Annotated in this window: 25 protein-coding genes; 3 read left to right on the top strand and 22 right to left on the bottom strand. The window is 42.3% G+C overall.

From position 1 onward, the window contains the following. Positions 1-127 precede the first annotated feature (127 nt). Positions 128-964, top strand: a complete 837-nt coding sequence (locus E0485_RS04110; protein ID WP_132416696.1) for a pentapeptide repeat-containing protein — start codon at positions 128-130, stop codon at positions 962-964. 17 nt (positions 965-981) lie between these two features. On the opposite strand, the gene E0485_RS04105 is transcribed toward E0485_RS04110, so the two are convergent. The 6 genes from E0485_RS04105 to E0485_RS04080 form a co-directional block, all read right to left on the bottom strand. Then, complete coding sequence (locus E0485_RS04105; protein ID WP_235857397.1) at positions 982-1,968, bottom strand: carbohydrate kinase family protein; 987 nt, start codon at positions 1,966-1,968, stop codon at positions 982-984. 20 nt (positions 1,969-1,988) lie between these two features. After that, complete coding sequence (locus E0485_RS04100; RefSeq protein WP_132416694.1) at positions 1,989-2,717, bottom strand: NAD-dependent protein deacylase; 729 nt, start codon at positions 2,715-2,717, stop codon at positions 1,989-1,991. A 28-nt stretch (positions 2,718-2,745) separates the two neighbouring features. After that, complete coding sequence (locus E0485_RS04095; protein ID WP_132416693.1) at positions 2,746-3,282, bottom strand: isochorismatase family protein; 537 nt, start codon at positions 3,280-3,282, stop codon at positions 2,746-2,748. 16 nt (positions 3,283-3,298) lie between these two features. Further along, positions 3,299-4,294, bottom strand: coding sequence for an NAD-dependent epimerase/dehydratase family protein (locus tag E0485_RS04090; RefSeq protein WP_132416692.1), 996 nt, complete (start codon positions 4,292-4,294; stop codon positions 3,299-3,301). Positions 4,295-4,426: 132 nt separating this feature from the next. Then, positions 4,427-5,221: a formate/nitrite transporter family protein gene (locus tag E0485_RS04085; protein WP_132416691.1), complete on the bottom strand. Its 795-nt coding sequence runs from the start codon at positions 5,219-5,221 to the stop codon at positions 4,427-4,429. A gap of 185 nt (positions 5,222-5,406) precedes the next feature. Then, positions 5,407-6,672, bottom strand: a complete 1,266-nt coding sequence (locus E0485_RS04080) for a Glu/Leu/Phe/Val family dehydrogenase (protein WP_132416690.1) — start codon at positions 6,670-6,672, stop codon at positions 5,407-5,409. A gap of 241 nt (positions 6,673-6,913) precedes the next feature. Between E0485_RS04080 and E0485_RS04075 the strand changes: the two genes are divergently transcribed. Further along, positions 6,914-8,284 carry an MATE family efflux transporter gene (locus tag E0485_RS04075; protein WP_132416689.1) on the top strand — a complete coding sequence of 457 codons (1,371 nt, stop codon included), beginning with the start codon at positions 6,914-6,916 and terminating at the stop codon, positions 8,282-8,284. A gap of 106 nt (positions 8,285-8,390) precedes the next feature. On the opposite strand, the gene E0485_RS04070 is transcribed toward E0485_RS04075, so the two are convergent. The 4 genes from E0485_RS04070 to E0485_RS04055 all read right to left on the bottom strand — a co-directional run bounded on the left by E0485_RS04070 (position 8,391) and on the right by E0485_RS04055 (position 10,878). Further along, a complete protein-coding gene (locus tag E0485_RS04070) occupies positions 8,391-9,167 on the bottom strand; it encodes a DUF4247 domain-containing protein (protein ID WP_132416688.1) in 777 nt (258 codons plus the stop codon). Between the two features lie 15 nt (positions 9,168-9,182). After that, positions 9,183-9,689: a DUF4178 domain-containing protein gene (locus E0485_RS04065; protein ID WP_132416687.1), complete on the bottom strand. Its 507-nt coding sequence runs from the start codon at positions 9,687-9,689 to the stop codon at positions 9,183-9,185. 34 nt (positions 9,690-9,723) lie between these two features. Beyond that, positions 9,724-10,134 carry a DUF350 domain-containing protein gene (locus E0485_RS04060; RefSeq protein ID WP_132416686.1) on the bottom strand — a complete coding sequence of 137 codons (411 nt, stop codon included), beginning with the start codon at positions 10,132-10,134 and terminating at the stop codon, positions 9,724-9,726. A gap of 75 nt (positions 10,135-10,209) precedes the next feature. Then, the gene (locus E0485_RS04055; protein WP_132416685.1) at positions 10,210-10,878 is read right to left on the bottom strand and encodes a PspA/IM30 family protein; all 669 of its coding nucleotides are present in this window, start codon (positions 10,876-10,878) and stop codon (positions 10,210-10,212) included. Positions 10,879-11,191: 313 nt separating this feature from the next. Here E0485_RS04055 and E0485_RS04050 point away from each other — a divergent pair, with 313 nt between their 5' ends. Beyond that, entirely contained in the window at positions 11,192-11,962 is a 771-nt protein-coding gene (locus E0485_RS04050) for a YheC/YheD family protein (protein WP_165921068.1), read from the top strand. A gap of 61 nt (positions 11,963-12,023) precedes the next feature. On the opposite strand, the gene E0485_RS04045 is transcribed toward E0485_RS04050, so the two are convergent. The 12 genes from E0485_RS04045 to E0485_RS03990 all read right to left on the bottom strand — a co-directional run bounded on the left by E0485_RS04045 (position 12,024) and on the right by E0485_RS03990 (position 25,815). Next, positions 12,024-12,473, bottom strand: coding sequence for a RicAFT regulatory complex protein RicA family protein (locus E0485_RS04045; RefSeq protein ID WP_165921067.1), 450 nt, complete (start codon positions 12,471-12,473; stop codon positions 12,024-12,026). Between the two features lie 26 nt (positions 12,474-12,499). Continuing rightward, positions 12,500-14,107, bottom strand: coding sequence for a tRNA (N6-isopentenyl adenosine(37)-C2)-methylthiotransferase MiaB (gene miaB, locus E0485_RS04040; RefSeq protein WP_132416683.1), 1,608 nt, complete (start codon positions 14,105-14,107; stop codon positions 12,500-12,502). A 260-nt stretch (positions 14,108-14,367) separates the two neighbouring features. Further along, positions 14,368-14,952 (bottom strand): phosphate propanoyltransferase, encoded by a 585-nt coding sequence (gene pduL / locus E0485_RS04035; protein ID WP_132416682.1) that lies wholly within the window; start codon positions 14,950-14,952, stop codon positions 14,368-14,370. Positions 14,953-15,111: 159 nt separating this feature from the next. Further along, positions 15,112-15,978, bottom strand: a complete 867-nt coding sequence (locus E0485_RS04030) for a 2-oxoacid:ferredoxin oxidoreductase subunit beta (RefSeq protein ID WP_132416681.1) — start codon at positions 15,976-15,978, stop codon at positions 15,112-15,114. After that, on the bottom strand, positions 15,978-17,714 hold the full coding sequence (locus E0485_RS04025; protein WP_132416680.1) for a 2-oxoacid:acceptor oxidoreductase subunit alpha: 1,737 nt from the start codon (positions 17,712-17,714) through the stop codon (positions 15,978-15,980). Before E0485_RS04025 ends, E0485_RS04030 begins: the two co-directional genes overlap by 1 nt. Before the next feature lie 306 nt (positions 17,715-18,020). Further along, complete coding sequence (locus tag E0485_RS04020) at positions 18,021-18,965, bottom strand: dipeptidase (protein WP_132416679.1); 945 nt, start codon at positions 18,963-18,965, stop codon at positions 18,021-18,023. 84 nt (positions 18,966-19,049) lie between these two features. Next, positions 19,050-19,310 (bottom strand): stage V sporulation protein S, encoded by a 261-nt coding sequence (locus tag E0485_RS04015; protein WP_005550495.1) that lies wholly within the window; start codon positions 19,308-19,310, stop codon positions 19,050-19,052. Between the two features lie 102 nt (positions 19,311-19,412). Beyond that, entirely contained in the window at positions 19,413-20,207 is a 795-nt protein-coding gene (locus E0485_RS04010; protein ID WP_132416882.1) for a TIGR00282 family metallophosphoesterase, read from the bottom strand. Between the two features lie 110 nt (positions 20,208-20,317). Beyond that, positions 20,318-21,859 (bottom strand): ribonuclease Y, encoded by a 1,542-nt coding sequence (rny, locus tag E0485_RS04005; protein WP_132416678.1) that lies wholly within the window; start codon positions 21,857-21,859, stop codon positions 20,318-20,320. 592 nt (positions 21,860-22,451) lie between these two features. After that, a complete protein-coding gene (locus E0485_RS04000; protein ID WP_132416677.1) occupies positions 22,452-23,132 on the bottom strand; it encodes a regulatory protein RecX in 681 nt (226 codons plus the stop codon). A gap of 192 nt (positions 23,133-23,324) precedes the next feature. Further along, on the bottom strand, positions 23,325-24,371 hold the full coding sequence (recA, locus tag E0485_RS03995) for a recombinase RecA (protein WP_132416676.1): 1,047 nt from the start codon (positions 24,369-24,371) through the stop codon (positions 23,325-23,327). 193 nt (positions 24,372-24,564) lie between these two features. Next, positions 24,565-25,815: a competence/damage-inducible protein A gene (locus E0485_RS03990; RefSeq protein WP_132416675.1), complete on the bottom strand. Its 1,251-nt coding sequence runs from the start codon at positions 25,813-25,815 to the stop codon at positions 24,565-24,567. Positions 25,816-25,823: the final 8 nt, after the last annotated feature.

Raw genomic sequence — 25,823 nt, 5'->3', positions numbered from 1 at the left:
TTAATTTTCCCACAAAAAACCTGAAGAAGCTAGATTAATTTGGGAGATTCATTCATCGGAAATAGCTGCTCTATTGTGAATCGAGCTAAATTATTGTATTTTTAGAATTAATGAAGGAGATGTAATTATGACGAATCATGTGGATTTTCAAGCTGATTGCGAGCAGTGCTTCGGTTTATGTTGTACAGCGTTAGCATTTGCCGCATCCACCCAATTTGCCTTAGATAAGGACTCAGGTGTTCCATGCTCTAATCTTAGGACAGATTATTTATGTGGTATTCATAAGAATTTACGACAGCAAGGCTATAAAGGCTGTACCATATATGACTGTAATGGTGCAGGGCAAAAAGTTTCGCAAATAACATTCAAAGGAACAAGCTGGCGAGATGCTCCAGCATCTGCAGAACTAATGTTCCATGTTTTTCCAATAGTGGAACAGTTGCAGGAAATGCTCTTATATTTGCATCAATCTATTGCATTAGAAACGACCAAGTCCATCCATCAGGAGATTCAAGCCGCAATTGAAGAAACAGAAAGACTTACATTACTTGAGCCTAAAGCCATTGTGGAGATAGACGTACCCGCATACCGAGCAAATATTAATGAATTACTGCTGCAAACAAGCGAGCTTGTTCGAAATGCAGCCTATATGAAGCACACCATTTCACCTAAAAAGCAAAAATCATACAAAAGAGGAGCGAACCTCATCGGAGCACAATTGAGCCATGCCGATCTGAGAGGAGCAAATTTACGAGGAGCCTATCTGATTGCTGCAGATCTACGTAATGCAGATTTAAGAGATTCCGATCTCATTGGGGCAGACCTGCGTGATGCCGATCTTCGTGGTGCAGACCTAACCGGAGCTATATTCCTAACACAATCGCAAATAAATGCAGCAAAGGGAGATGCTCGTACGAAGCTTCCCCCTTCTTTAACACCACCATCCTATTGGATCACATCATAAGTTCATTATGAGTTAGTTCAAGATTCCTGCATATGCATCACTTCTTCAAGTGATGGAAGTGCTGCGATTGCGCCTACTTTCGTGCACACAATCGCTCCGACAAGATTAGCAAATCGAACAATAGCTTCCCATTTACTAAAGGAAAGCTTAGCATCATTTAAACGGTCAATTTGAGCAAGTTGATAAAGTATTGCACCGACAAATGCATCTCCCGCACCTGTAGAATCAATCGCAACAATCCGTATACTCGGTATGACAGCGGTTTGATTCTTACAGGAGAGGAATGTTCCCTGTTTGCCTAGCGTAACTGCAATGACCTTCGCACCCAAGCGGTGAAGCTCTTGAACACCCTTGTTTATATCCGCACAACCGCTAATTAATCTTAACTCTTCTTCGCTAACCTTCACGAAATCTGCCCTAGCAATCCCTTTACGTGCTAGCTGATTGAACTTCTCTGTTCGTTCTGCCCATAAACTACTCCTATAATTCGGATCGAAAGAGATAAACCTTTTTTCTTTTCTAGCCTTCTCCATAAGATCAAAGTAAGCATCCAAATAGGCTCCACCTAACATGGCAGTAGCTGAGCCAAAATGCACAATTGCAGCTTCTCGAAGCTTCTCCATAGGTAAATCGCTTGCGGTGAAATTGCCATCAGCTCCACGATTAAACAAGAAATCTCGCTCCCCATCGGTTTGCAGCGATACGAATGCCATCGTTGTTCTAGCGGAACTATCTCTTGCGATCAGTTCTGTGTTCACGGATACATCTTGTAATGTCTGAATGAGAAAATCACCGAAAGGATCATCCCCTACCTTACCTGCAAAAGCCGATTTTCCGCCAAGCCTAGAAACAGCCGATGCTACATTAGCTGGAGCACCACCCGCTTGCTTCATGAAATTCATGCCTTGCGCCAAGTTCACGCCGATATCGCGACAATAGAAGTCTATTAATAGTTCTCCAATACAAAGCACCTGTTGATGATTGCTTGTACGTTCCTGTTCCAATCTCTTCAACTTCCCATCCATTATTCTGAAATCAATGCATCGAGTACAGCCCCTACACGATCATGAATCACAAAATTAGCATGTCCATCGTATGGGGTTGTATCTTGATTAATAAGCACAAGTTTATCCCCACGATAATACCGAATCATCCCGGCAGCAGGTTGAACGGTAAGCGATGTACCGCCGATGATCAGCATATCTGCTTCTGAAATATATTGTAAGGCTTGCTCAATTACCGCTGAATCCAGCGCTTCTTCATACAAAACAACATCAGGCTTAACGATTCCTCCACACTTATTACAATGCGGAACTACAGCTCCCTTGTCTATAACAAATGCCAAATCGTACTTTTCCCCGCAGTCCATGCAATAATTGCGATGAACAGAGCCATGTAACTCAATAACCCGCTTGCTACCCGCTTGCTGATGAAGTCCATCAATATTTTGCGTAATAACCGCTTTAAGCTGCTGTCTGCGTTCCAATTCAGCAAGCGCAAGATGCGCTTTATTCGGCATGGCATCCGGATAAATCATTTTACTTCGATAAAAATCATAAAATTCTTCCGTTCTATTCATAAAAAAACGATGGCTTAACATAACTTCTGGCGGATAAGCATACGCCTTCTCCTTATATAACCCGGAAGCAGATCTGAAATCTGGTATATTGCTTTCAGTCGATGTTCCCGCTCCACCGAAGAAGACGATATTCCGGCTTTTGTTTAGCAAATCTTTAAGTTCATTCCAATTCATATAGTCAATCGCCCCTCCTATTCGTTCATTACTTGATTATGTTCAAGATTGGTTTAAAATGCTCCGACTTTGCACTCTGCACGAGCTCATACAAAAGCATTTCAACACCTGTTAATTTTACACCCTCTGATTGCATTCTTTGCAAGCCAAGCTGTTTATTCTCAACTGTTCTTGATGAAACCGCATCTGTAACAACCTGCACTTCATAACCGTGCTTCATTAAACTAACGGCTGTTTGATAAACACAAATATGCGTTTCGATTCCAACGAGTGCAATCCGCTTGCACCCGCTTTCTTTCAATTGAAGCATGAACTCCTTTGTTCCACAAGCATCGAATGTAACTTTAGGTATCGCCTGCTTGCCTTCAAGCAATGAAGACACCTCTTCAATAGATGGACCTAAGCCTTGCGGATATTGTTCAAGCCAAATAATTGGCGCTCCCAGCACCTGCATGCCTTTGATCATCGCCGTAATCTTTGCAATCGTCTGCTCTGACTCATGCACCATGCGTGCTAATTTACCTTGTACGTCTACGACAACTAATGCGATATCTTGTTTCATCATCAATATTATCCCTCCGCTACCTACGTAACTGTTCGAGTAATTTCCGTTCTTTCTCTCTATTTAAGCCTGCTCTAGGCTCTATGGACGGGTCGCGTGTCAGATGCCAGTCAATTGTAGCCTGAATTGTTTCATCCAGGGGTCTGAATTTAAGCCCTGCTGCAATTGCCTTACTTACATTCACCTGCTGAAAGTAAGCCATACCCGCATTTTCCTGCGTAGCAGGAATCCAGAGTGGAAGCTCAATCCAAGCACCAACCTCATTCTCTACCAAATAAGCATCATCAACCCAGATAAACTCCGCATTCGATTCGCTTACCTGCTTACATGACGTCAACAATTGTTCCATTGTAAGCGTATAATCAGGACCTGTCGCATGATAAGTTCCTGTCTGCTTTATTTCCACTAACTGTACAATCCATTCCGCTAGATCACGTACATCAATGATTTGAATAGGCTTAGAAGGTTTACCTGGCGCAAGTACCTGCCCACCTTCCTTAACGCGTACAGGCCAATAAGTGAACCGATCAGAGGTATCTCTAGGTCCTACAATTAATCCAGGTCGAATGATAAGCGACTGCTCCGGCATTCCCTCTATTACAACTTGCTCACAGGCTGCTTTAAGCGCACCATAGGATTCTGCGATATTCTCTGTTAATGGGTCGGATAACTGTGCTAAACTCGCGGTCTCATCTTTACCAGGATCCAAGAAATGATCATATACCGAAATACTAGATACAAATGTATAATGGTCCACAGCATCCCGAAGCAAGGTTACAGAGTCCCTAACAATCCGAGGAATGTAGCCTGACGTATCAATGACCGCATCCCACTTCTTACCGCGGAGCGCCCCTAAATCCCCATCTCGATTACCTATTAAATGCTCCGCTTCCGGATGTACAGTAGAATGACTTACACCCCGAGTAAAAATGCTAACTTCATGCCCTTTGGCTAAAGCTGCTGCAACAAGATGATAGCCCAAAAATACAGTGCCGCCCAATATTAGTATCCGCATATCCTATTCACTCTCCTTTATATAAACAGTGTAGTATATGAAAGGATTCATGAGCAAATTAGACTATACCTTCACATGAAAAAAAGGAAGCGAAATCGACCATACCTGATCGGTTTCGCCTCCCTATTGATTTTACTTAGACTTAACTGCTTCATCCGCTTTGTTCAAGTAAGCCAATTTATAAATACCCGCTACAAAAATAGAACCACCCACTAAGTTGCCAAGGAATACGGGTACGAAGTTCTGTAAATAGTCCAGCCATGTAATATCTCCACCCGCAAATATCGCGGCAGGAATGACAAACATGTTAGCAACAACGTGTTGAAATCCAATGGCTACGAACGCCATCGTAGGGAACCAAATGCCTAGGATTTTGCCACTTAGATCCTTTGCCCCGTAAGATAGCCAAACAGCAAGAGCTACGAGCCAGTTACAACCGATTCCTGAGACGAAAGCTTGCAGGAAGGAATCGTCAATTTTGTGTTCAGCAATACTGATCGTTTTGGCCAAATAAGGCCCTGTTTCCGTTAATCCAACGATATGCCCAAAGAAATAAGCAACAAATATTGCACCTGCAAAATTACTGATCGTAATCAGACAAATATTCTTAATCATACGTGATGTTGTTATTTGTCGCTGCATACGTGCGAGCGGAACTGCCATCATATTACCCGTTAACAATTCGCCGCCTGCGATAAGAACAAGGATAAGACCAACTGGGAACACGGATGCTCCAATGAAGGTCGTTATGCTTCCCCACTCCGCAGGTGTGTTTGCAATAACTCGAATATAGAGTAAATAACCGAGCGCAATAAAAGCACCCGCAACAAATCCTAAGATTAAGGCACTTCTATTCAATTGCGTTGCCTTCTTGACACCCGTTTCGACTGTGGCTGCTGCAATTTCATGAGGCTTTAGGTATCCCATATAACGAACCTCCAAGTTTAATCATTTGTAAGACAGCTCATCTATTATATTACAAGTTATCTTATAAATAAGTGAAATAAATTACATATCTAGTATAATTCAATGTTGCCATTCCAAGTCGCTACAAAACAAAGAGCCCGCTTAACAAGCAGGCCTTAAGGAAATACGATTTATAAGTTTATGAATTAAACCCAACCACGTGCAGTCATTGCTTCGGAAATACGTTTTAGTGAAATCATGAATGCAGCTGTACGAAGATCTGTGTTGTATTCTTTGGAAAGTGCACGAACTGCAGTATAGGCGTTCTTCATGTTCACTTCAAGCTTCGCGTTTACTTCTTCTTCACTCCAGTAGTTGTTCATTAAGTTCTGTACCCACTCGAAGTAAGAAACTGTTACACCACCTGCATTAGCAAGAATATCAGGAATCACGATGATGCCTTTTTTGTTCAATACTTTGTCAGCCTCTGGTGTTGTAGGGCCATTAGCTGCTTCAGCGATAATTCTAGCTTTAACATGATCTGCATTTGCAGAAGTAATGACATTTTCAAGTGCAGCTGGGATTAAGATATCTACGTTCAGTTCAAGAATTTGATCTGCTTTCATTTCAAATTCCTTGCCATAATCGATAAGAGCGCCATTGTCTTTGCAAGCAGCTAGTTTCTTCACATCAAGACCATCTTTGTTGTAAAGAGCTGTTCTGGAATCACATACGGCTACAATTTTGCATCCAAGCGCTGACAACAATTCTGCTGCGATGCGGCCTGCATTACCAAAGCCTTGAATAGCTACTGTTGCGTCGCTAGGAGCAAGACCAATCTCTTGAAGCGCTTCTTGAATCGTGAATACACAACCACGTGCAGTTGCTTCGTTACGTCCTTTGGAACCACCAAGGATTAGCGGCTTACCTGTAATCACACCCGGTTGGAAAGAACCTTTTAAACGGCTATACGTATCTGTCATCCAAGCCATTACTTGTGCATTCGTATAAACGTCTGGTGCTGGAATGTCGCGATCAGGACCTACGATATCTGCAATCGCTTCGATATAAGCACGGCTTACACGCTCAAGCTCACCCTTGCTCATTTTGGTCGGATCACAAATTACGCCGCCTTTACCGCCACCGTATGGTAGACCAACTACACCACACTTGAAACTCATCCACATGGATAATGCTTTCACTTCATCAAGGGATACTTGCGGGTGGAAACGAATACCGCCCTTTGTAGGACCAATCGCATCATTGTGCTGGGAACGATAACCCTCGAACACTTTCGTTGTTCCATCGTCCATTTTCACAGGGAAGTTCACAGTAAGTACGCGTTTTGGTTTCTTAAGTACTTCAACGATATTCTCTGCTAAGCCTAATTTAGCCGCTGCAAGCTCAATTTGTGTTTGTGCAATCTCATACGGGTTTAGGGATTCTTGTGTTGATACATTAACAGTACTCATAGTTTCATCATCCTTCTCTCTCATTTGTTAAGTATTCTAACATAATTTATTTTAAAAAAAAATATGATTCTGATTAGTCTTTTTTATCGGTGTGAAAAATACATATTTTACACTAAAGCGTTGATACGTCATAACGTTATCTCTTCGCTTGTTTATCATAAATCCGTGTTAAATAATTTGTCTGTGTTATAATTTACAGCAGCATACAAATAACATCACGTTACTGCATAAAGGGAGAACCATGAAACAAACATTTACGACATCACAGAAAATTAGGCAAATGCTAGTTATTCTGCTGCCTATTCTCATTACACAAATCGCGCTCTTTTCAATGAGTTTCTTCGATACCACCATGTCTGGACATGCAAGTCCTGTCGATTTGGCAGGAGTCGCAATCGGTGTAAGTATATGGACGCCGATTAATACCGGTGTTACAGGAATTCTGCTTGCGGTCACGCCGATTATCGCTCAACTACTTGGATCTAAACGAAAAGAACAAATTCCTGAAAAAATCGTGCAAGCGATCTACTTAGGTGTTATCATCGCAATTAGCATTATCATCATTGGCATTTTTACTCTGGGTCCCATACTTAATCTCATGAGCTTAGATCCTGATGTACATGATATCGCCCATAGATTCTTAGTAGCGATTTCCATAGGTATAGTTCCGCTATTTATTTATACCGTCCTTCGATGCTTCATCGACGCGCATGGCTATACGCGGATCACGATGTTCATTACACTTATGACACTGCCAATCAATATTATCCTGAATTATTTGCTTATCTTCGGTAAGTTCGGATTTCCTAAGTTAGGCGGTGTTGGCTCAGGTTATGCGTCCGCAGTAACCTATTGGATCATCCTGCTTATAACCGTATTTTTCATTTGGCGCAAACAGCCTTTCGCAGAGCTTCGTATTTTCAGCCGTTTATATCGAATATCCCTCCGTGCATGGAAAGAAATTCTGAAAATCGGCGTTCCAATCGGATTTGCGATCTTCTTCGAAACTGCCGTCTTCGCAACGGTCACTTTATTAATGAGTCAGTTCAATACAACGACGATTGCCGCTCATCAAGCTGCAAATAACTTCGCCTCCTTCCTGTACATGGTTCCAATGAGTATTTCAATGGGACTTACCATCCTGGTCGGATATGAAGTTGGCGCAAAGCGATTAAAGGACGCCAAAATATACAGCTATCTTGGCATTTGCCTTGCTATATTCTTATCCTTGCTATGTGCAATAGGATTACTGGTCTTCACGAAAGAAATTGCGGGCTTCTATACGACGGATGCCGCTGTCCTTGCACTCGCGCAGCAATTCCTAATCTATGCCTTGTTCTTCCAGCTATCGGATGCAATTGCAGCACCGATTCAAGGTGCCCTACGGGGATACAAAGATGTAAATTCAAGCTTGATTATGGCTTTTGTATCCTATTGGATCATTAGCCTTCCACTTGGCTATTACTTAGCCAACTACACAGACTTGCAGGCATTTGGCTATTGGATCGGTCTTAATTCGGGGCTTGCCGCCGGTGCGATCTTTTTGTTAATCCGCCTTATTACGCTGCAACGCAAGCATGAACGAATGAATGCGGATCGTGCTTCAAGCTAAATGCATATCAGATTATAAACAGCAAAAGGCGCTTTATCTTCCCCATGTACAAAGAACGTACATACGAGAAGTAAAGCGCCTTTTCGATATGAAACACATTGCAGCATCATCTTCGCCTTTTAATTGAACCGGTCTTGCCAAAACCAGTCTTAGGTGAACTGACTTTGGGTGGCTTCTTCGTTACCGAGGATGATTTGCTGCTGCTTGAGCTGCCTGAACTGCCAGAGCTGCTTGAGTCTCCACTGTTACGAGTAATTTTGCCAAAAATACCGCCTGAATCATTCGACTTATTATCTGAAGAACTCGATTTGCTTGAAGTCCCGCTGCTGTTTCGTTTCGTAATCGAGCCTGTTTTGTTAACCGTTATCGGCGGTTTTGCCTTCTTATCCTGCTCAGTCGGTTTTGTATAGTCCGTTTTAGGCTTATAAGTATCTTTGGTGCCGTAGCCCCGATAATTACCGGAACCCCAAGAGCCTACTGAATCAAATAGGGAACCGAGAATGGATGCCGTAATATAACCTCTAAGAAAATCTGATGCATAATTATTTCTAACATATTCTTTGGAGCTTACTTCAATTAAGGTATCCTCAGGTTTGTTAGGATCTTTCTGAATATGATAAATTTCATCGCTATAAACAAGGAACATACGTTCCATGTCTTCCTTGGATATTTCCTTCGGTTTCTTCTCGTCAGCAATCTCCTGCGCTACCTCAGGTACGGTTTGATTCTCCGCTCTATAGACGTAGGAAGTTTCTTTCCCATTCTTATTAACTGATTCCAGAGGGAAAGATTCACTGACCGTATACGTACATGCTGCAAGTAACGGAACAATTAGGGCAACGACAAGCAACCATTTTAAACCGTATAACAGCCGTTTAGCCATGTGATCACCCCATTCTTAAGATCCGCGAATCACTTTAACGTCAGCATTCAGAATCCATTCACCTTCATAGAGCATGAACCGTCCATCCTGCCACTCTATGCGAAGCAGCTTAGAGGAATCCGATTGATATTGCCATACGTATTGTTCTCCGCCTTGATGAAAGGGTGTTCTGCCGCTAACTTGTACAAAACCTGAATATTGCTCATCCAAATGATAGAATTCATCATCAAGCTCCATCGTTGTCGGAACCTCATCTGGTGAATCCAATCTACCATCGATCGGTGAATAGAGGGAATAAACCAACTTCTCCCGCTCCTCAATACTCAAGTAACGTATCGTATTGCCGTCTTGCAAAGTCAACACAACCGCATTCCTTTGTCGATTCTGTACACGGCCCGTTACTTCATAAGTTACAAGGGATACTTCACATATATCTCCCGCTTTAAGCTGAAGCATACTTTTCTCTACTATTGGCGCTTCAGGCTTTGCTACAATATTTTTAATGCGCTTAAACAAGCTCATTGTTTCGTCTCCTTAGCATTTAGATGAAATATTCTTACGGTGCGATATATGCTGCAATGATTAGAGCACCAACAACATGTAATGATCCAGCGATAAGTCCATGCGTCACTTTACCTGCTTGGGTACCATCCGCCAATTTAAGACCTGTGGTCAAGCTAAGTACGATTCGAACAACAAATTCCAAAATAAGTAAAATCACAAAGGAAACGATTGAAACAAACAACCCTTCCAATAAATCATTAGACACGCGAATAGATTGTGACAGAATATAACCTTGTGCAAACAGCTTCATCACAAATCGTAAAGTTACCGCCATATTACCTTTTTTGATCTCATCAAAATCTTTATAGCGCGTTAATAGTGTGTCAATCGTCATTAATACATACAAAAGAGCCGCGCCAGCACCTGCCCATACGAGTGCGCCAGCTATGACATTCCATGTCATCTATGTTCCTCCTTAATTCAAAAAGAGAAACGTCTTACGACGTTCTCTTTGGTGATGTGGACATCCACAGCAATATTAGTTTTGCTCGTATTTTTTCATCAGGGCTGCAAGCTCATCATCAACCTCTTTGTTTGAGCCTAGCTTAGCAATCTCGTCATCGAGATTTGAATTCTTAGAAGCCATTTCATTGCTAGCTTCAGCTTGCGCTTCCATTTGCATCATTTTCTCTTCCATGCGTTTAAGTCCAGCAGATGCTGTGTCAGAGCCAAGTCCGCTCATCGCTTTATTAATTTCATTCTGTGCTTTAGCTGCGTTGTAACGAGCAACTAATGTTTCACGTTTATTTTTCATTTCTGTCAATTGCTTACGCATTTCGTCCAGCTTACCACGTAGATTATCAGCAGCTGCTTTGTTCTGATCGTAAGCTGCCTTATATTCAGCCATCTTAGCTTCTGCTGCTTTCTTCTCTTCAAGTGCACGGCGTGCTAGATCAATATTTTGTGCTTGAGCAGCGATATGCGCTTGCTCTTCACGTTTCTGTACTAATGCTTCCTGCTCTTCGTATAGCGCCTTGAATTTCTTCTCAATTGCGATCTGTGCAGCAACTGCTTTCTCTGCATCCTCTAAATCCTCTTGCATATCTCGTAAATATTGATCTGTCATTTTGATAGGATCTTCTGCTTTTTCAATAAGGGCATAAATATTAGACATCGTTAGATCTCTTAAACGTTTAAAGATAGACATGTAGATTTCCTCCTCAGAACACTGGTTTATTGTATTTATAAACAGTAATACGTTAACCCCATATCGAGGTTTCAAATAAATTGCAAAAATTTTCTACATCCTTATTTTATCATTTATAGCCAAGCTTGAGAACTTCTTCTAGTATTAATTTGCAATAATTTCAAACATTCAGCATAACCAGTCTTTATTATAAATAAGTCCATCATCTGCCTATTTATATCCACCAAAAGCATGTTTGTACGCACATCGTTCCCATAACAACATAAATTAGAGTGATAGCCGAAGACAACCATTTCAGAAGGGAGCCATGATTGTGCCACGTCGTAAATTCAATAGTTACATTCCAAGTAAATGGGCAAAAACGAAGGTGCTGAATAAACATTCTCATATACAAAAATATATACCCACAACCTCTTTGTTCAGCAAAGACGAACTAAGAAAATACTTGAATCGTTATCGTGTAGTCTTTATTAAACCAGATACTGGCTCCAAAGGAAAAGGTATACTTCAGGCCGAAATTGACTCCAAGTACCATCTCAAATGGAATACACAGCACAAATCGTTTCGTACGTACAACGGATTGTTTAGCAAATTAAAAGAGCGAATGACGAATCGCAAATACGTTATACAAAAAGGGATTCATTTACTTACTAGCGATGGCAGACCCTTCGATTTTCGTGTCATGATTCAGCGGAATAAAGATGGGGTATGGGAAGAAAGCGGAATTATCGGCAGACTAGCTTCGAAAAATAAAATTGTAACCAATGGCGCCCAAGGCGCAACTCTTCATCCTATTCACACTTTACTCGAGCCTTATTTATCGGAGAGTGAGATTGATGGTTATGTCAGCCTTCTATATGATCTTGGGAAGCAGACGGCCAAGAAACTTCGCAAGAAATTTCCTGATGTTTGGGAAATCGGCATGGATGTCGGAATTGATAACGAATTAAGGCCGTGGATTATTGAAGTGAATACAAGACCCGAATATGAGCCTCTATCCAAGCTAGAGGATAAAACAATCTATCGTAAGTTAGTGAAGAATTGGAAGTATAAACAAAAACTTGGATATAAGCGATATAAATAACACAAAAGAACGATCCCTTCACTTATGAACTAAGCATCAGGATCGTTCCCTTGTCTACAAGTTAACCGCAATTGGAAGTTGAAGGTGAATCTTTACCTTCTTCAACCGTAATTTTCTCAGAGATGGTATCTCGAATGACACCCATTACAAGCTGAAGCAAATAGTTGATATCTTCTTGTGATTGTCTGAATTCGTTTACGATTGGCACTTGATCCAGCTCATCTTGCAATTGATCGATCTCATTTTCAATCTTTTGCACCATTGCTGGATTATCAAATGATTTAAATGCAACAATCTCTTTTTGCTTCTTCTTGATCTGATTAATCAGATTCTGGATTCCTTCATTACCAGAAATTTGTTTATCAGCTTGCTGAAAGAACTGCACCTCTGATGATGTCGTGATTAATTCTGCAAGCTCTTTTGTTTTGACCATAATATCTTCGCGGACAACAAATTCTTTATTCGTGTAATGCTCGATTGGACACGGTTCTAGTTCATGGTGGTTAGACATCTTTTTTACACTCTCCCAATATGATCTTATAGATCATCAACATTTTTGATAGAGATTTGCATTGCCTCTTGAACTAATTCCCCTTTAAGGAAAAAGGTTTTTACTTCTGTGATTCGGACATGAACGAATGTTCCGATCAGTTCTTTGTCACCTGTAAAATGCACAAGCTTGCTCGTACGCGTTCTGCCTGATAGCACATGCGCATCATATTTGCTTTCGCCTTCAACAAGTACTTCTACTACTTCACCTAACAATTTATCATTGCTCTGCTTGCTATATTCACCAATAGCATCATTCAGACGATAGAGTCGCTGCTTCTTCGTTTCCATTGGCACATCATCAATCATTGATGCAGCAGGTGTTCCTTCTCTTGGCGAATAAATGAAGGTATATGCAGTATCAAACCCTACTTCTCTCACAAGTGACATCGTATCTTCGAATTGCTCATCCGTTTCTCCAGGAAAGCCAACAATAATATCCGTTGTTAATACTGCATCAGGAATGGCAGCACGAATTTGAGCGACAAGCTCAAGATAACGTTCACGTGTATATTTACGTCCCATTTTCTTAAGGACATCTGTGCTGCCAGATTGAACAGGTAAATGAATATGCTCCATTAAATTACCTTTTTTAGCTAGCACTTCAACTAGACGTTCATCAAAGTCACGCGGATGCGAGGTCATAAAGCGAACTCGCGGCACATTGATCTTATGAATATCATCCATCAGATCACCGAATGTGTAATCCAGATCTTCAAAATCCTTCCCGTACGCATTGACGTTCTGACCTAGCAATGTAATTTCCTTGAACCCTTGTCTTGCAAGATCTCGGACTTCCGCAAGGACATCCTGAGGCCTACGACTGCGTTCTTTACCACGCGTATAAGGAACAATACAATACGTACAGAACTTGTCACAACCATACATAATGTTCACCCAAGCACGCATGCCTTCGCGTTTATGAGGCAAGTTCTCTACAATGTCGCCTTCCTTAGACCATACTTCTACGACCATTTCCTTCGAGAAATAAGCTTCCTGCAATAGTCTTGGCAGGCGATGAATATTATGTGTTCCAAAAATAATGTCTACGAATGCATGCTTCTGCAAGATTCGACTAACTACGCCTTCCTCTTGGGACATACAGCCACATACACCTAGAACAAGATCAGGCTTTTGTGTTTTGAGTGTCTTGAGATGGCCTAATTCACCGAATACGCGATCTTCTGCATTCTCACGAATGGCGCATGTATTGAGTAGAATAACATCCGCCTGCTTACGATCCTCAGTGGACTGATACCCCATCTGCTCCAGCAAGCCCTTCATCGTTTCCGAATCATGCTCATTCATTTGACAGCCGAATGTATAGATTAAATAGTATTTACCTTTACCCAGCTCCTGAAGCTCTTCTGGAACTGCGTTCTCGTAAAATACTTGAACTTCTTCGCGACCTCTGCGCTTCTCATCTTGATGCGATGGTCCACTCTTAATCTGAACCTCTCGACCACTAATTCTATACTTCTTGCCATTCTCATCTTCTGACAATAATTTGGCACTAGAGAAATCAAAGTATTTGGAGTAGTCCTTAGCACCTTTGACAGCTTTTAAGTCCGCCTGGTTACTAGCCTCCTTGCTCATTCTACACTCACACCCCTCTATATTAACAAGCTTTTATCTATTAGAGTTATTACAAAATTATATCATACTAACCTGTCCGATTACTATCTGATGAAAAAGGCAAAATACGCACAAAAAGAAACGGTTTCATCGTCTTCATAAGACGGATGCGTTTCTTAAGGTATTACTTAGAATTTATGACACAAATGTTATAAATTCTATAATACAAAAACTCCCCAATCGAATTGAGGAGTTCTTGATCCCGAACTATAATAGGCGAATTAGCCGATAATTTCAGCCATTTGACCTGTTTTGACACCCGCTGCATTACCTTCATCTGTATCAATGTGCATATCAAGCGCAAATGAATCCGATACACGTGCAATGACATCATCAAATGTTAAAGGACGAAGTCCATTTAATTTCACTTTAAGAACTTGCTTGTCCGCAATACCCCATTTAGCAGCATCCGATGTGTGGAAATGAATGTGACGAGCAGCTACAATAACGCCTTTGTCCATTTCAACTTCACCTTTAGGTCCTACAACCCTAACACCTGGTGTACCTTCGATATTGCCTGATTCACGAACTGGAGCTTGAATACCAAGCTTTAGCGTATCTGTCATAGCAACCTCAAGTTGTGATTCTTTACGTGCAGGTCCAAGAATACGAACCTTCTCAAATCCACCCTTTGGACCGAATACGCCTACTGTTTCATTCGCTGCATATTGTCCTGGTTGTGTAAGATCCTTAAATACAGTCAGCTGATAACCTTCACCGAATAAAATATCAATATGTGCCTGTGATAAATGAATATGTCTAGCTGAGATGCCAATTGGTACTAATTTGCTGTCTTGATTCGTCATAATCTTGTCCCATCCTTTGTTCTATGCTGTATTTGTATGCGAGTACAGTGTGATGTTTCACTATTATTTTATAAAATATGCACCCCAAAGTAAACCCTAGCAGGAGAAAAGAAAAGGCATATGGTTGCGAACAACCATATGCCTTGGATTGATAAGCAATTATTTGAATTCTGCAACAAGCTTCTCAAAGTCTTCTTTGGAGATTTTGATATCTTGGTTTGCAAGACCTTCAGCCTTGAAGCCTGGAACAAGATCTTCATAGCTCTTCCTCGAAGTATCTTGATAAATGATACCCGTGATCAGTCCACTCGTTTCCATAAGTTTGGACATAGCAGCCATACGATTAGATGAATCGTAACCAGGTGTTTCATCCAGATCCGTTACATGTTCTCTGAACCAGTCGTATGTGTTCACTTTGTTGAAAGTTACACATGGACTGAATACGTTAACCATGGAGAAGCCTTTGTGCTGAACAGCGGCTTCGATAATGGATGTTAATTGCTTAACGTTCGAGGAGAACGCTTGAGCAACGAATGTTGCACCTACTGCAAGTGCCATTTCTAATGGTGCAAGTGGTGTTTCGATTGAACCTGAAGGCGTGCTCTTCGTTTTGAAGCCTTCGCCGCTTCGCGGAGAAGTTTGACCTTTTGTCAATCCATAGATTTGGTTATCCATTACGATATAAGTAATGTCGATGTTACGGCGGATCGCATGTACAGTATGACCCATACCAATTGCGAAACCATCGCCGTCACCGCCAGATGCGATCACTGTAAGCTCTCTGTTAGCCATTTTAAGGCCTTGGGCGATTGGTAATGCTCTACCATGTACGCCGTGCAAGCCATATGCATTAATATATCCTGAGATACGACCCGAACATCCGATACCTGAGATAACAGCTAGCTGCTCAGGCTCTAACCCTAAGTTAACAGCTGCTCTTTGAATCGATGCTTGAACGGAAAAGTCGCCACAGCCAGGACACCAGTTAGGTTTAACGTTATTGCGGAAGTCTTTTAATGTTGCCATTAGAGTGCCATCCCCTTACATTCTTCATGAATTTCTGCTGGTAAGAACGGATTACCATTATACTTAAGCAGGTTCTCGATTTTATCGTGGTTACCTAGGTTAAGCTTAATCAGATTAGCTAACTGACCAGTTGCGTTATTCTCAACAACAACAACCTTCTTAGCTTTCTCGATGAAAGGCTTAAGCTCATCTGCTGGGAACGGATGCATAAGGCGCATTTGCAAGTGATTCGTAGTAATACCATCTGCACTTAAACGTCCTCTAGCTTCGTCAATTGTACCACCAGTTGAACCCATACCAATAATCAGTAAATCTGGATTCTCTTCAGGAGCATCAATTAGGAAAGGATTGGTCACTTTCACGTGCTTCATTTTTTCCATACGTTTATCCATCATTTTCTTACGATTAACTGGGCTCTCTGATGGACGACCAGCTTGATCGTGCTCAACACCAGTTACGTGGTGAATACCGTTCTTCACACCAGGAAGAATACGAGGTGAAATTCCATCCTCTGTAAATTCATAGCGCTTAAATAGTTCGTTTTCTCCAAGCTGTGGAGCCTCTGTAACTAATCTACCGCGATCGATTACAATTTTGTCATAATCAAGCAGTGCGGAAGATTGTTTACCTAATGATAATTGTAAGTCTGTTAATAGAATAACAGGACATTGATATTGTTCAGCTAGATTGAATGCTTCGATAGTATCGTAGAAACACTCTTCAATTGTACTTGGTGCAAGCACGATTTTGGGAATCTCACCATGCGTGCTATAGATCATTGCATTCAAGTCACTTTGCTCTTGCTTTGTTGGAAGACCTGTACTTGGGCCACCGCGTTGCGTATCAACGATAACAACAGGCGTTTCCGTAATACCCGCCAGACCAATAGCTTCAGTCATTAGTGATAGACCAGGGCCAGCGGATGCAGTCATAGCACGCGCCCCACCATAGCCAGCACCAATTGCCATCGTTACAGCAGCGATCTCATCTTCTGTTTGGATAACAGAGCCGCCGTGTTTTGGAAGCGTTTTAGTTAAATACTCCATAATTTCAGAAGCAGGTGTGATTGGATATGCAGGCATGAAGCGGCAACCAGCAGCTACTGCACCTAGTGCGATTGCATCATTACCGATAATAAATAGTTTTTCTTCACCGTCTGCAGGTTCTAATTGTAATTCTGGAATTGGACCGCCAGCTAGCTCTAATACGAACTCAGCACCTTTGCGAACTGCCTCAATGTTTTTCTCTACGACAGCAGCGCCTTTACGACCATATTCCTCTTCTACTGCTTTATTGAATACTTCTAGTGGTAAACCGAGCAATGCCCATGAAGCACCCGAAGCTGCCATATTCTTAAATAATGATGTACCTAAATCTTCAGCGATTGCTGTAATAGGTACAGGGAACAATCTAGCTTTAACCCCCTCAGGTAAAGTCGGATTGAATTTTGCATCAGCAACAATAACACCTGTGCTGCCGAGCTCGTGCGCATTAAGATCGATCGTTTCTTGGTCAAATGCAACCAAGATGTCTAAATCATCGGATATCGAGCGAATTGGCTTTGTCGAAATACGAATCTTGTTGTTTGTGTGACCACCTTTAATTCTTGAAGAAAAATGACGATAGCCATACAAATAGTAGCCAAGCCGATTAAGGGCAGTTGAGAAAATGCGGTCTGTACTTTCGACCCCTTCTCCCTGCTGACCTCCGATTTTCCAAGACAACTGACTAATCACTTGCGTCCTCTCCTTTTGTTTTGCAGCTTTTTAGATAGCGCATAAATTGAGTAGATTAGATATGAATATGAAAACATGAGAAAACAGCTTAATTGCCATAAAGCGACAATTACGTTTCTTCATATCGTGTGTGAATCAATGATTTATGGTAGACAATTGCACCACTAATTCACAAATAAAAATTTTCTAATATATCTATAAATAAAATTTTATGCCTTCTTCACAGAAAATACAAGTAGTTGAGCTAATTTAGTAACATTCTATTTTTAGATTAAATCTATCTAATATTTAGATGGATTTTAAGTCTTAATCTGGCAAATTATGACTTAAAAAACGATGCCAATTTCCAAATAAGAAGCCTTCTACTTCTTCCGGCTTATACCGCTTATACAGTTCATTCGCTAAGTTCACGAAATGGCCAGCATGCTCAAGTCCAGGAATCATTTGAGAAAATCCATCAAAATCCGAACCAAATGCCAGCTTATCCGCGCCGCCAAGCGCACACACATAATCGACATGTCTTAAGAAATCATCGATCGTTGCATCCTTATCCTGTTTTACAAAATAAGGAACAAATGTAAGCCCGACAAGACCATCACGATCGAGGATCGCTTGAAGCTGGTCACGCCGCAAATTGCGATTATGCGGACAAATATCATAAACATTTGAATGGGATGCAAAAAATGGCTTTTTGGTTTCTTTTTCCAAATCCCAAAAAGCGCGTTCTGATAAATGAGAAACGTCCAGGATAATGCCAATTCGTTCGCACTCTCGAATGAATTTTCTGCCCTTCGTTGTCAGACCGCCTTGTCTTGGCTCTACGGCTCCATCCGCCGCCCAATTGCTATAATTCCAAGTGAGCCCCATCGTCCGAACACCTAATCGGTAAACCATACGAAGCAGCATGAGATCGCCTTCTAAAGCATCAGCACCCTCGATATGTAATAAGGTTCCGAGTTTACCATCTTCATTCATCACAGATAGGTCAGCTTTGCTAAGTACAGGATGAATCATCGGCTGACTTAACAGCTGCTTATCGTATATGTCTACATATTCGAGTACATGTCTGAATGTAGGCGTTCCAACCTCATCCTCATCTATAAAAATGGCACAGAACTGCAGCTTAACGCCGCCTTCAATAAGTCTAGGCAGGCCTGCTTGAAGGATGATATCCTGACCATGCGCATCAAACTGCAATTGCTTGTTGCTGAATAACTTATACAAGACATCGCAATGTCCATCGATTACCATTTCTTCACACACCTCCGTAAATTATGTTTTATCATTTATTCATAAAGAAAAGCCCTTATTCAGGGCTCTCTTTGGATTATACCACTATCGAGGCTCTACGATCAGCTTAATTGCTGTACGATCTTCTCCGTCTATGACAATGTCTGTGAAAGCTGGTACACAAATTAAGTCTACTCCACTAGGCGCTACGAATCCTCGAGCAATTGCAACTGCCTTGATTGCTTGATTTAGCGCACCCGCTCCAATCGCTTGAAGCTCTGCGGCACCACGTTCCCGTAGCACGCCAGCAAGTGCACCTGCTACGGAGTTTGGATTGGATTTTGCTGAAACTTTTAATACTTCCATGAATAAGTTCCTCCCTAGGAATAGCTAATAAATTCCATTATCATGTCTATTCGCGAAGGGAACCCTAAATTCCTTCTTCTTCCAACTCAGGATTAAAAAAGATTATGCAAAAATAAAACTATCTTCGTCATAACGAATCAATTTAATTGATTCTGCTAGTCCAGTTGAGTCGTTAAATTCGATAAATACTGCATGGAAATGCCATTTGCCCTCATCTACATTAAAGCGAACAGGCAGCTGCGTGACAAATTTTTGAATCACTGCATTCCGTTCCATTCCCAGAATACCATCTCTTGGCCCAACCATCCCAATATCAGTTAAACAAGCCGTTCCGTGCGGCAGAATACGCTCATCATGTGTTTGTACATGTGTGTGCGTGCCGACGACAGCAGATACTCTTCCATCCAAATACCAGCCCATGGCTATCTTCTCAGACGTCGCTTCCGCATGGAAATCAACGATAATGTATTTATAACGGCCCTGTGCTTCCTCTAGGATCTCATCCACCTTACGGAATGGGCAATCAATCGGCGGAAGAAAAGTACGTCCCTGCAGATTGATTAAGAGCACTTCCCCTTCTTTGGCCTTAACTACTGTTGAACCAAGACCAGGTGTTCCTTCAGGGAAATTGGCGGGTCTGATCATTCGGCTCTCATCATCAATGAAATCGAAGATTTCCTTCTGATCCCATGTGTGATTACCGAGTGTGATCGCGCTAATTCCTTGCTCATAGAATTCTCTTGCAATCTGCTGCGTAATTCCGCGTCCACCAGCTGCATTCTCCCCATTCGCAATTAACAAAGCGCGAGGATACTGCGTCTTAATGGCAGGCAATACCGCACGAAGTGCCTTACGACCGACTGAACCGACGATATCTCCAATAAATATAACTTGAATGACCATCCACTCCCAACTTGCACAATTTTGCGTCTATCTATTTAAGGTTATTCTAGACTCTAGACAAAATGAAAAGTGGCTATGTCAGCCACTTTTCTAGTGTAAACTATTTACTTCGCGTATTCAACAGCACGTGTTTCACGGATTACGGTTACTTTAATGTGACCCGGATAATCGAGCTCTTCTTCAATTTTCTTCGTGATATCGCGCGCTAAGCGGAATGATTCCGTATCGTCAATTTTCTCAGGCTGTACCATGACACGCACTTCACGTCCTGCTTGAATTGCGTATGATTTCTCAACACCTTCGAATGACTCCGTAATTTCTTCGAGCTTCTCAAGTCGTCTGATGTACGTCTCAAGTGTCTCACGTCTTGCTCCTGGTCTAGCTGCTGATAAAGCATCAGCTGCACCAACCAGCATCGCAATGATCGAAGTTGCTTCACAGTCTCCATGGTGGGATGCAATCGCGTTGATAACAACAGGATGTTCCTTGTATTTCTTCCCGATTTCAACACCAATCTCAACATGTGATCCTTCAACCTCGTGATCAAGCGCCTTACCAATGTCATGTAAAAGCCCGGCACGTTTCGCCAAAGTTACGTCTTCACCGAGTTCTCCAGCCATCAATCCGGATAAATAAGCTACTTCCATCGAGTGTTTCAATACATTCTGACCATAACTTGTTCTGAAACGAAGTCTACCCAGAATCTTGATAAGGTCAGGATGCAAGCCGTGTACGCCAACCTCGAAAGTTGCTTGCTCCCCGTATTCACGGATGCGCTCGTCAACCTCTTTACGAGATTTCTCAACCATCTCTTCGATACGAGCTGGATGAATACGTCCATCCGCTACTAATTTCTCAAGAGAATTGCGGGCAATTTCACGACGAATTGGATCAAAACCTGAGAGAATAACTGCTTCAGGTGTATCATCAATGATGAGATCGATACCTGTTAGCGTCTCAAGAGCACGAATATTACGTCCTTCACGACCAATGATTCGGCCTTTCATCTCTTCATTCGGAAGGGATACAACAGATACCGTAGTTTCGGCTACGTGATCTGCAGCGCAGCGCTGGATCGCAAGAGTAATTACTTCTTTTGCTTTCTTGTCGCCTTCTTCTTTAGCATGTGTTTCGATTTCTTTAATCATTTGAGCTGCTTCGTGGCGAACTTCTTGTTCTACATTGGTCAGAATGATATTCTTCGCTTCCTCCATCGTTAGACCAGAAATTCGTTCCAGTTCAGCTACTTGTGCTTTATACAGTTCACTAATCTGTGTTTGTGTTTCTTCAATTCGTTTCTCTTTGTTGGCGACTTGTTCCTCTTTTCGTTCAAGAGATTCTATTTTCTTATCCAGCGATTCCTCTTTTTGCAACAGTCGTCTTTCTTGTCGTCCCATTTCATTGCGACGCTCACGAATGTCTTTTTCAGCTTCAGTTCTGAGCTTATACACTTCATCTTTAGCTTCCAGAACCGTTTCTTTCTTCAGTGCTTCAGCATCTTTCATGGCTGACTCTTTAATTTGAACGGCTGCAACTTCGGCACTAGAAATTTTTGCTTCTGCAAGAGATTTGCGGATAAAATAACCAATCCATAAGAAAACGAAGCCAACAACGAGAACGATGATGATCCATACCCAGGCTTCCATAGGCGTTAAGTTCACCTCCCCGTCGATTCTCCAAGTGTTATCTTGGGATGTTCGGTTTTTTAATCCGATTTTAAATTGTTTTGTCAGCATAAGTCTTTTCCATTGCCGTAAATGAATCAGACAAGTTGAAGCGCCTTTCGATCGTCTTATTCCTAATGATAAAACCTAAGACAAGCAAAGCTTATCCCGTTTTTCGTCAGAAGTAACGATTATGCCGTCCTTACAAGTACGGGGCGTTTCTTAAAGTGATTTATAGAATTTATGACATCAAAGTTATAAATTCTAGATCACGAACGATTATCGCACAGCATCCTCTGTGCTTGTTGGTTCAATTACCCATAAGTAAAAATTGGCGTTTTTTACGATGAGTCCATCAAAATCATAATACAATATGAAATTGATATAGAAAATATACAATTTTATTTTAGCTTTTGTCGAAGAGGATTGTCAAGGTAACGTGAACAAGATAACTGGATTAAGTAAGAAGAAACGGTCTCACTTTCCTGATGGGCGGATGCGTTTCTGCGAAAAATATCCATGTATGGTGTAAAACTTATACATTCTTATATTTCGAGAATTACCTTCAGCTTGCTTAATCAAATAGATCTTCATCGAATTCTGTCGTTTGCTGCACATGTTCCATGACACGTCTGACAAGTGATTGCGTATAGCCTCTGCGCAGCAATAGCCCCATTGTTTTACGCTTTTTATCGACCTGTGTACCAGATGTACTATTCCATTTACGCTGTGCAAGTGTCAGAGCTGCTTCAAATTCGGCATCATCGTCCAGTGCTTCAAGCGCCTGCGCAATTTCATCCTTACTGATCCCCTTGGCTTTGAGCTCATAGCGAACATAATTACGCCCTTTATGATTGAAAGCTATCCGCTGATCCGCAAGCTGCTGTGCGAACATCGCATCATTCAAATACCCCTGCTCAAGCAATCGTTCAATTGCGTATTCGCACACCCTAGCATCGTAGCCAGATTGCCCTAGCTTCTGTTTCATTTCCAGTCTCGAATGCGGTCTCCTACCTAATATTCTTAGACCCTTCAAGTAAGCAGCATGACGTTCTTCATCCTGCATGACCTTTTCCAATAAGGTGCGATCTATTAAATCCCCCTTCATCAGGCGATGCTTGATCAGCATATCCTCATGAAGCGAGAAAGCATATTCTTCATTAATATAGATGTTATATCGATTCTTCTTGCGCGCTTGTAGTTCCACCTTGGTAATAATGGCATGTGTGGATTGGTTATGATCGTTATCTTCCATCCAGATCACCCCTCCTCGTTCTGTACATAGCATAGTGCGTACTGTGATGATGGACCATTCTTGATGTTGTCATCCTATATGAAAGTAACAGCACTTCTACATACATTCGATGTAAAAGTGCTGTTCATCTAACCTACCGTTTCTAATTATAAAATTGCATATAACATCGAAGCATCACGTTCATCTGATCGTTTATAGATCTTCCAGCTCGAAGTCTTCTTCCTCTTCTACTTCATCTGTATGGTTTACAGTTGGCACTAGATTGCTGTTGTCGCGAATTTTCTTCTCGATCTCGTCAGCCATCTGAGGATTCTCCTTCAAGAACTGCTTCGCATTCTCACGACCTTGGCCAAGACGCTCATTATTGTAGGAATACCATGCACCACTCTTGTTCACGATATCCATCTCAGTTCCGATGTCAATGATACTGCCTTCCTTGGAAATACCTTCACCATACATAATATCGATATCCGCTTGCTTGAACGGAGGAGCTACTTTATTCTTCACTACTTTAATTCTAGTTCTATTCCCTACCATATCATTGCCTTGCTTCAATGTCTCAATACGACGCACATCAAGACGAATGGAAGAATAGAATTTAAGCGCGCGTCCACCTGGTGTTGTCTCAGGATTACCGAACATGACGCCAATCTTCTCACGAAGCTGGTTAATAAAGATCGCGATAACGTTCGATTTATTAATTGCGCCTGATAGCTTACGTAGTGCTTGTGACATTAAACGAGCTTGCAAGCCAACATGAGAATCACCCATATCGCCTTCAATCTCTGCCTTCGGTACAAGTGCAGCAACGGAATCGACTACGATAATATCCACAGCACCACTGCGTACTAGAGCTTCTGCAATTTCAAGCGCCTGCTCACCTGTATCTGGCTGCGATAATAACAATTCATCAATATTAATGCCTAATGCGCTAGCATATTTGGGGTCCAAAGCATGCTCAGCATCGATGAAAGCAGCTTGTCCACCAGTTCTCTGCACTTCTGCAATCGCGTGCAAAGCAACCGTTGTTTTACCTGAAGATTCAGGTCCATATACCTCAATAATACGTCCGCGCGGGAAGCCGCCTACGCCTAATGCGATATCTAATGCAATGGAACCACTTGGTACAGTTTCTATTATTGAATGTGCAGATTCTCCAAGTTTCATGATGGAGCCTTTACCGAATTGCTTTTCTATCTGGCGCAGTGCCATTTCTAATGCAGCTTTACGATCCGTCAAAACCGTCACTTCCTTTTTTCATTATAGATATATAATAACTGCTTTTTACATTGTTGCCAAGTGTTTTTTCGAACATATATTCGGTTTTTTTGTGTCATATAAATAAAAAACCGTAACAAAGGGCTGCTTTGTTACGGTTCTTCCGTTAACGGTAATTGAATTATAGCTTAACTGTGGCAGCTTTGCAAGCGGTTTATGACTGCTTCAGCATGCTCCACAGTAAATAAAGCGCGCTTTTGGATGAGCGCAGTTTAATCGACTCGCGGTTGCCATAAGTCTGCCTCTTCTGCACATGCGTGCGTCCATGTACGTCCGCGTAGCCGATGTACACGAGCCCCACCGGCTTCCCTTCGGAAGAAGCCGGTCCCGCTACGCCGGTGATTGATACGGCGTAGTTAGCGCCAGTAGCTTGCAGCGCACCGCGTGCAAGCAGCTCCGCTGTCTCAGCTGACACCGCGCCTGGCGCGTCAGCGCCTTCAAGCACTTCCATCGGCACGCCAAGCAGCCGATGCTTCACATCGTTCGTGTAACAAACGATGCCGCCCTTGAACACCGCGGAGCTGCAAGGCAGCGCAGTGATCAGATCGCTCAGCCTGCCGCCTGAGCAGCTCTCTGCCACTGCGTACGTCTCTCCGCGAGCGATAAGCAGCTCTTGTATAGCTGCTTCCAATGACATCTCCTTATCGGCGTACAGATGGTCGCCGATCCGACTGCGAATCTCTGCTTCAACTGAGGAGAATTTGAGATTCGCCTCTTCTTCCGTCGCTGCGCGTGTCGTCAGACGGATGGCCACCTCGCCTTCCTTCGCATAAGGCGCGATCGTAGGATCTGATTGTGCCCCAATCAGATCAATCAGCCGCTCTTCAAGCATTGACTCGCCAATTCCGCCGAACATGAGCATTTTGGAGCGAAGCGGCGTTTCTTCCTGCATGACGCCTCGCAGCCACGGTTTCGCATAATTGGTGAACATAGGACGCATCTCGCTTGGCGGTCCCGGTAGAACGATGTAGTGATTATTGTTTGCGGAAAGACCATTCCCGACAGCCATTCCGGTCTCATTCATTAAAGGCTCACTACCTTCAATCATGAGCGCTTGGCGCTTATTGCTTTCCACCATATGTGTGCCTCTCGCTTCATAGAACGAAGTAATCTTCGTAAGCGATGGTTCATGCATCACTAATTGGTGATTCAAGAAGGAGGCGAGCACATCCTTCGTCAAATCATCCTGCGTAGGGCCGATTCCACCTGTGCACACGATGAGATCTGCACGGGACGAAGCAAGACGCAGTGCTTCACGCAATCTATTTTCGTTATCCCCTACAACGGTTTGAAAATATACGCCTATCCCCATTAGCGCTAACTCTTGCGACAAAAACTGCGCATTCGTATTCACAATTTGGCCCAAGAGCAGCTCTGTTCCAACCGCGATAATTTCCGCCTTCATCCTCCATG

This window comes from Paenibacillus albiflavus (assembly GCF_004344915.1).
Taxonomy (GTDB): Bacteria; Bacillota; Bacilli; order Paenibacillales; family NBRC-103111; genus Paenibacillus_AM; species Paenibacillus_AM albiflavus.
The sequence above is the reverse complement of the archived record's forward strand: the minus strand, read 5'-3'. Positions and strand labels throughout refer to the sequence as shown.

Excerpts from the sequence above, each read along its gene's own strand:
- E0485_RS04110 (WP_132416696.1), top strand. The coding sequence starts at position 128 with ATGACGAATCATGTGGATTTTCAAGCTGATTGCGAGCAGTGCTTCGGT.
- E0485_RS04100 (WP_132416694.1), bottom strand. The coding sequence starts at position 2,717 with ATGAATTGGAATGAACTTAAAGATTTGCTAAACAAAAGCCGGAATATC.
- E0485_RS04095 (WP_132416693.1), bottom strand. The coding sequence starts at position 3,282 with ATGATGAAACAAGATATCGCATTAGTTGTCGTAGACGTACAAGGTAAA.
- E0485_RS04090 (WP_132416692.1), bottom strand. The coding sequence starts at position 4,294 with ATGCGGATACTAATATTGGGCGGCACTGTATTTTTGGGCTATCATCTT.
- E0485_RS04085 (WP_132416691.1), bottom strand. The coding sequence starts at position 5,221 with ATGGGATACCTAAAGCCTCATGAAATTGCAGCAGCCACAGTCGAAACG.
- E0485_RS04080 (WP_132416690.1), bottom strand. The coding sequence starts at position 6,672 with ATGAGTACTGTTAATGTATCAACACAAGAATCCCTAAACCCGTATGAG.
- E0485_RS04075 (WP_132416689.1), top strand. The coding sequence starts at position 6,914 with ATGAAACAAACATTTACGACATCACAGAAAATTAGGCAAATGCTAGTT.
- E0485_RS04070 (WP_132416688.1), bottom strand. The coding sequence starts at position 9,167 with ATGGCTAAACGGCTGTTATACGGTTTAAAATGGTTGCTTGTCGTTGCC.
- E0485_RS04065 (WP_132416687.1), bottom strand. The coding sequence starts at position 9,689 with ATGAGCTTGTTTAAGCGCATTAAAAATATTGTAGCAAAGCCTGAAGCG.
- E0485_RS04060 (WP_132416686.1), bottom strand. The coding sequence starts at position 10,134 with ATGACATGGAATGTCATAGCTGGCGCACTCGTATGGGCAGGTGCTGGC.
- E0485_RS04055 (WP_132416685.1), bottom strand. The coding sequence starts at position 10,878 with ATGTCTATCTTTAAACGTTTAAGAGATCTAACGATGTCTAATATTTAT.
- E0485_RS04045 (WP_165921067.1), bottom strand. The coding sequence starts at position 12,473 with ATGTCTAACCACCATGAACTAGAACCGTGTCCAATCGAGCATTACACG.
- miaB (WP_132416683.1), bottom strand. The coding sequence starts at position 14,107 with ATGAGCAAGGAGGCTAGTAACCAGGCGGACTTAAAAGCTGTCAAAGGT.
- pduL (WP_132416682.1), bottom strand. The coding sequence starts at position 14,952 with ATGACGAATCAAGACAGCAAATTAGTACCAATTGGCATCTCAGCTAGA.
- E0485_RS04030 (WP_132416681.1), bottom strand. The coding sequence starts at position 15,978 with ATGGCAACATTAAAAGACTTCCGCAATAACGTTAAACCTAACTGGTGT.
- E0485_RS04020 (WP_132416679.1), bottom strand. The coding sequence starts at position 18,965 with ATGGTAATCGATGGACATTGCGATGTCTTGTATAAGTTATTCAGCAAC.
- E0485_RS04015 (WP_005550495.1), bottom strand. The coding sequence starts at position 19,310 with ATGGAAGTATTAAAAGTTTCAGCAAAATCCAATCCAAACTCCGTAGCA.
- rny (WP_132416678.1), bottom strand. The coding sequence starts at position 21,859 with ATGGAAGCCTGGGTATGGATCATCATCGTTCTCGTTGTTGGCTTCGTT.
- E0485_RS04000 (WP_132416677.1), bottom strand. The coding sequence starts at position 23,132 with ATGGAAGATAACGATCATAACCAATCCACACATGCCATTATTACCAAG.
- E0485_RS03990 (WP_132416675.1), bottom strand. The coding sequence starts at position 25,815 with ATGAAGGCGGAAATTATCGCGGTTGGAACAGAGCTGCTCTTGGGCCAA.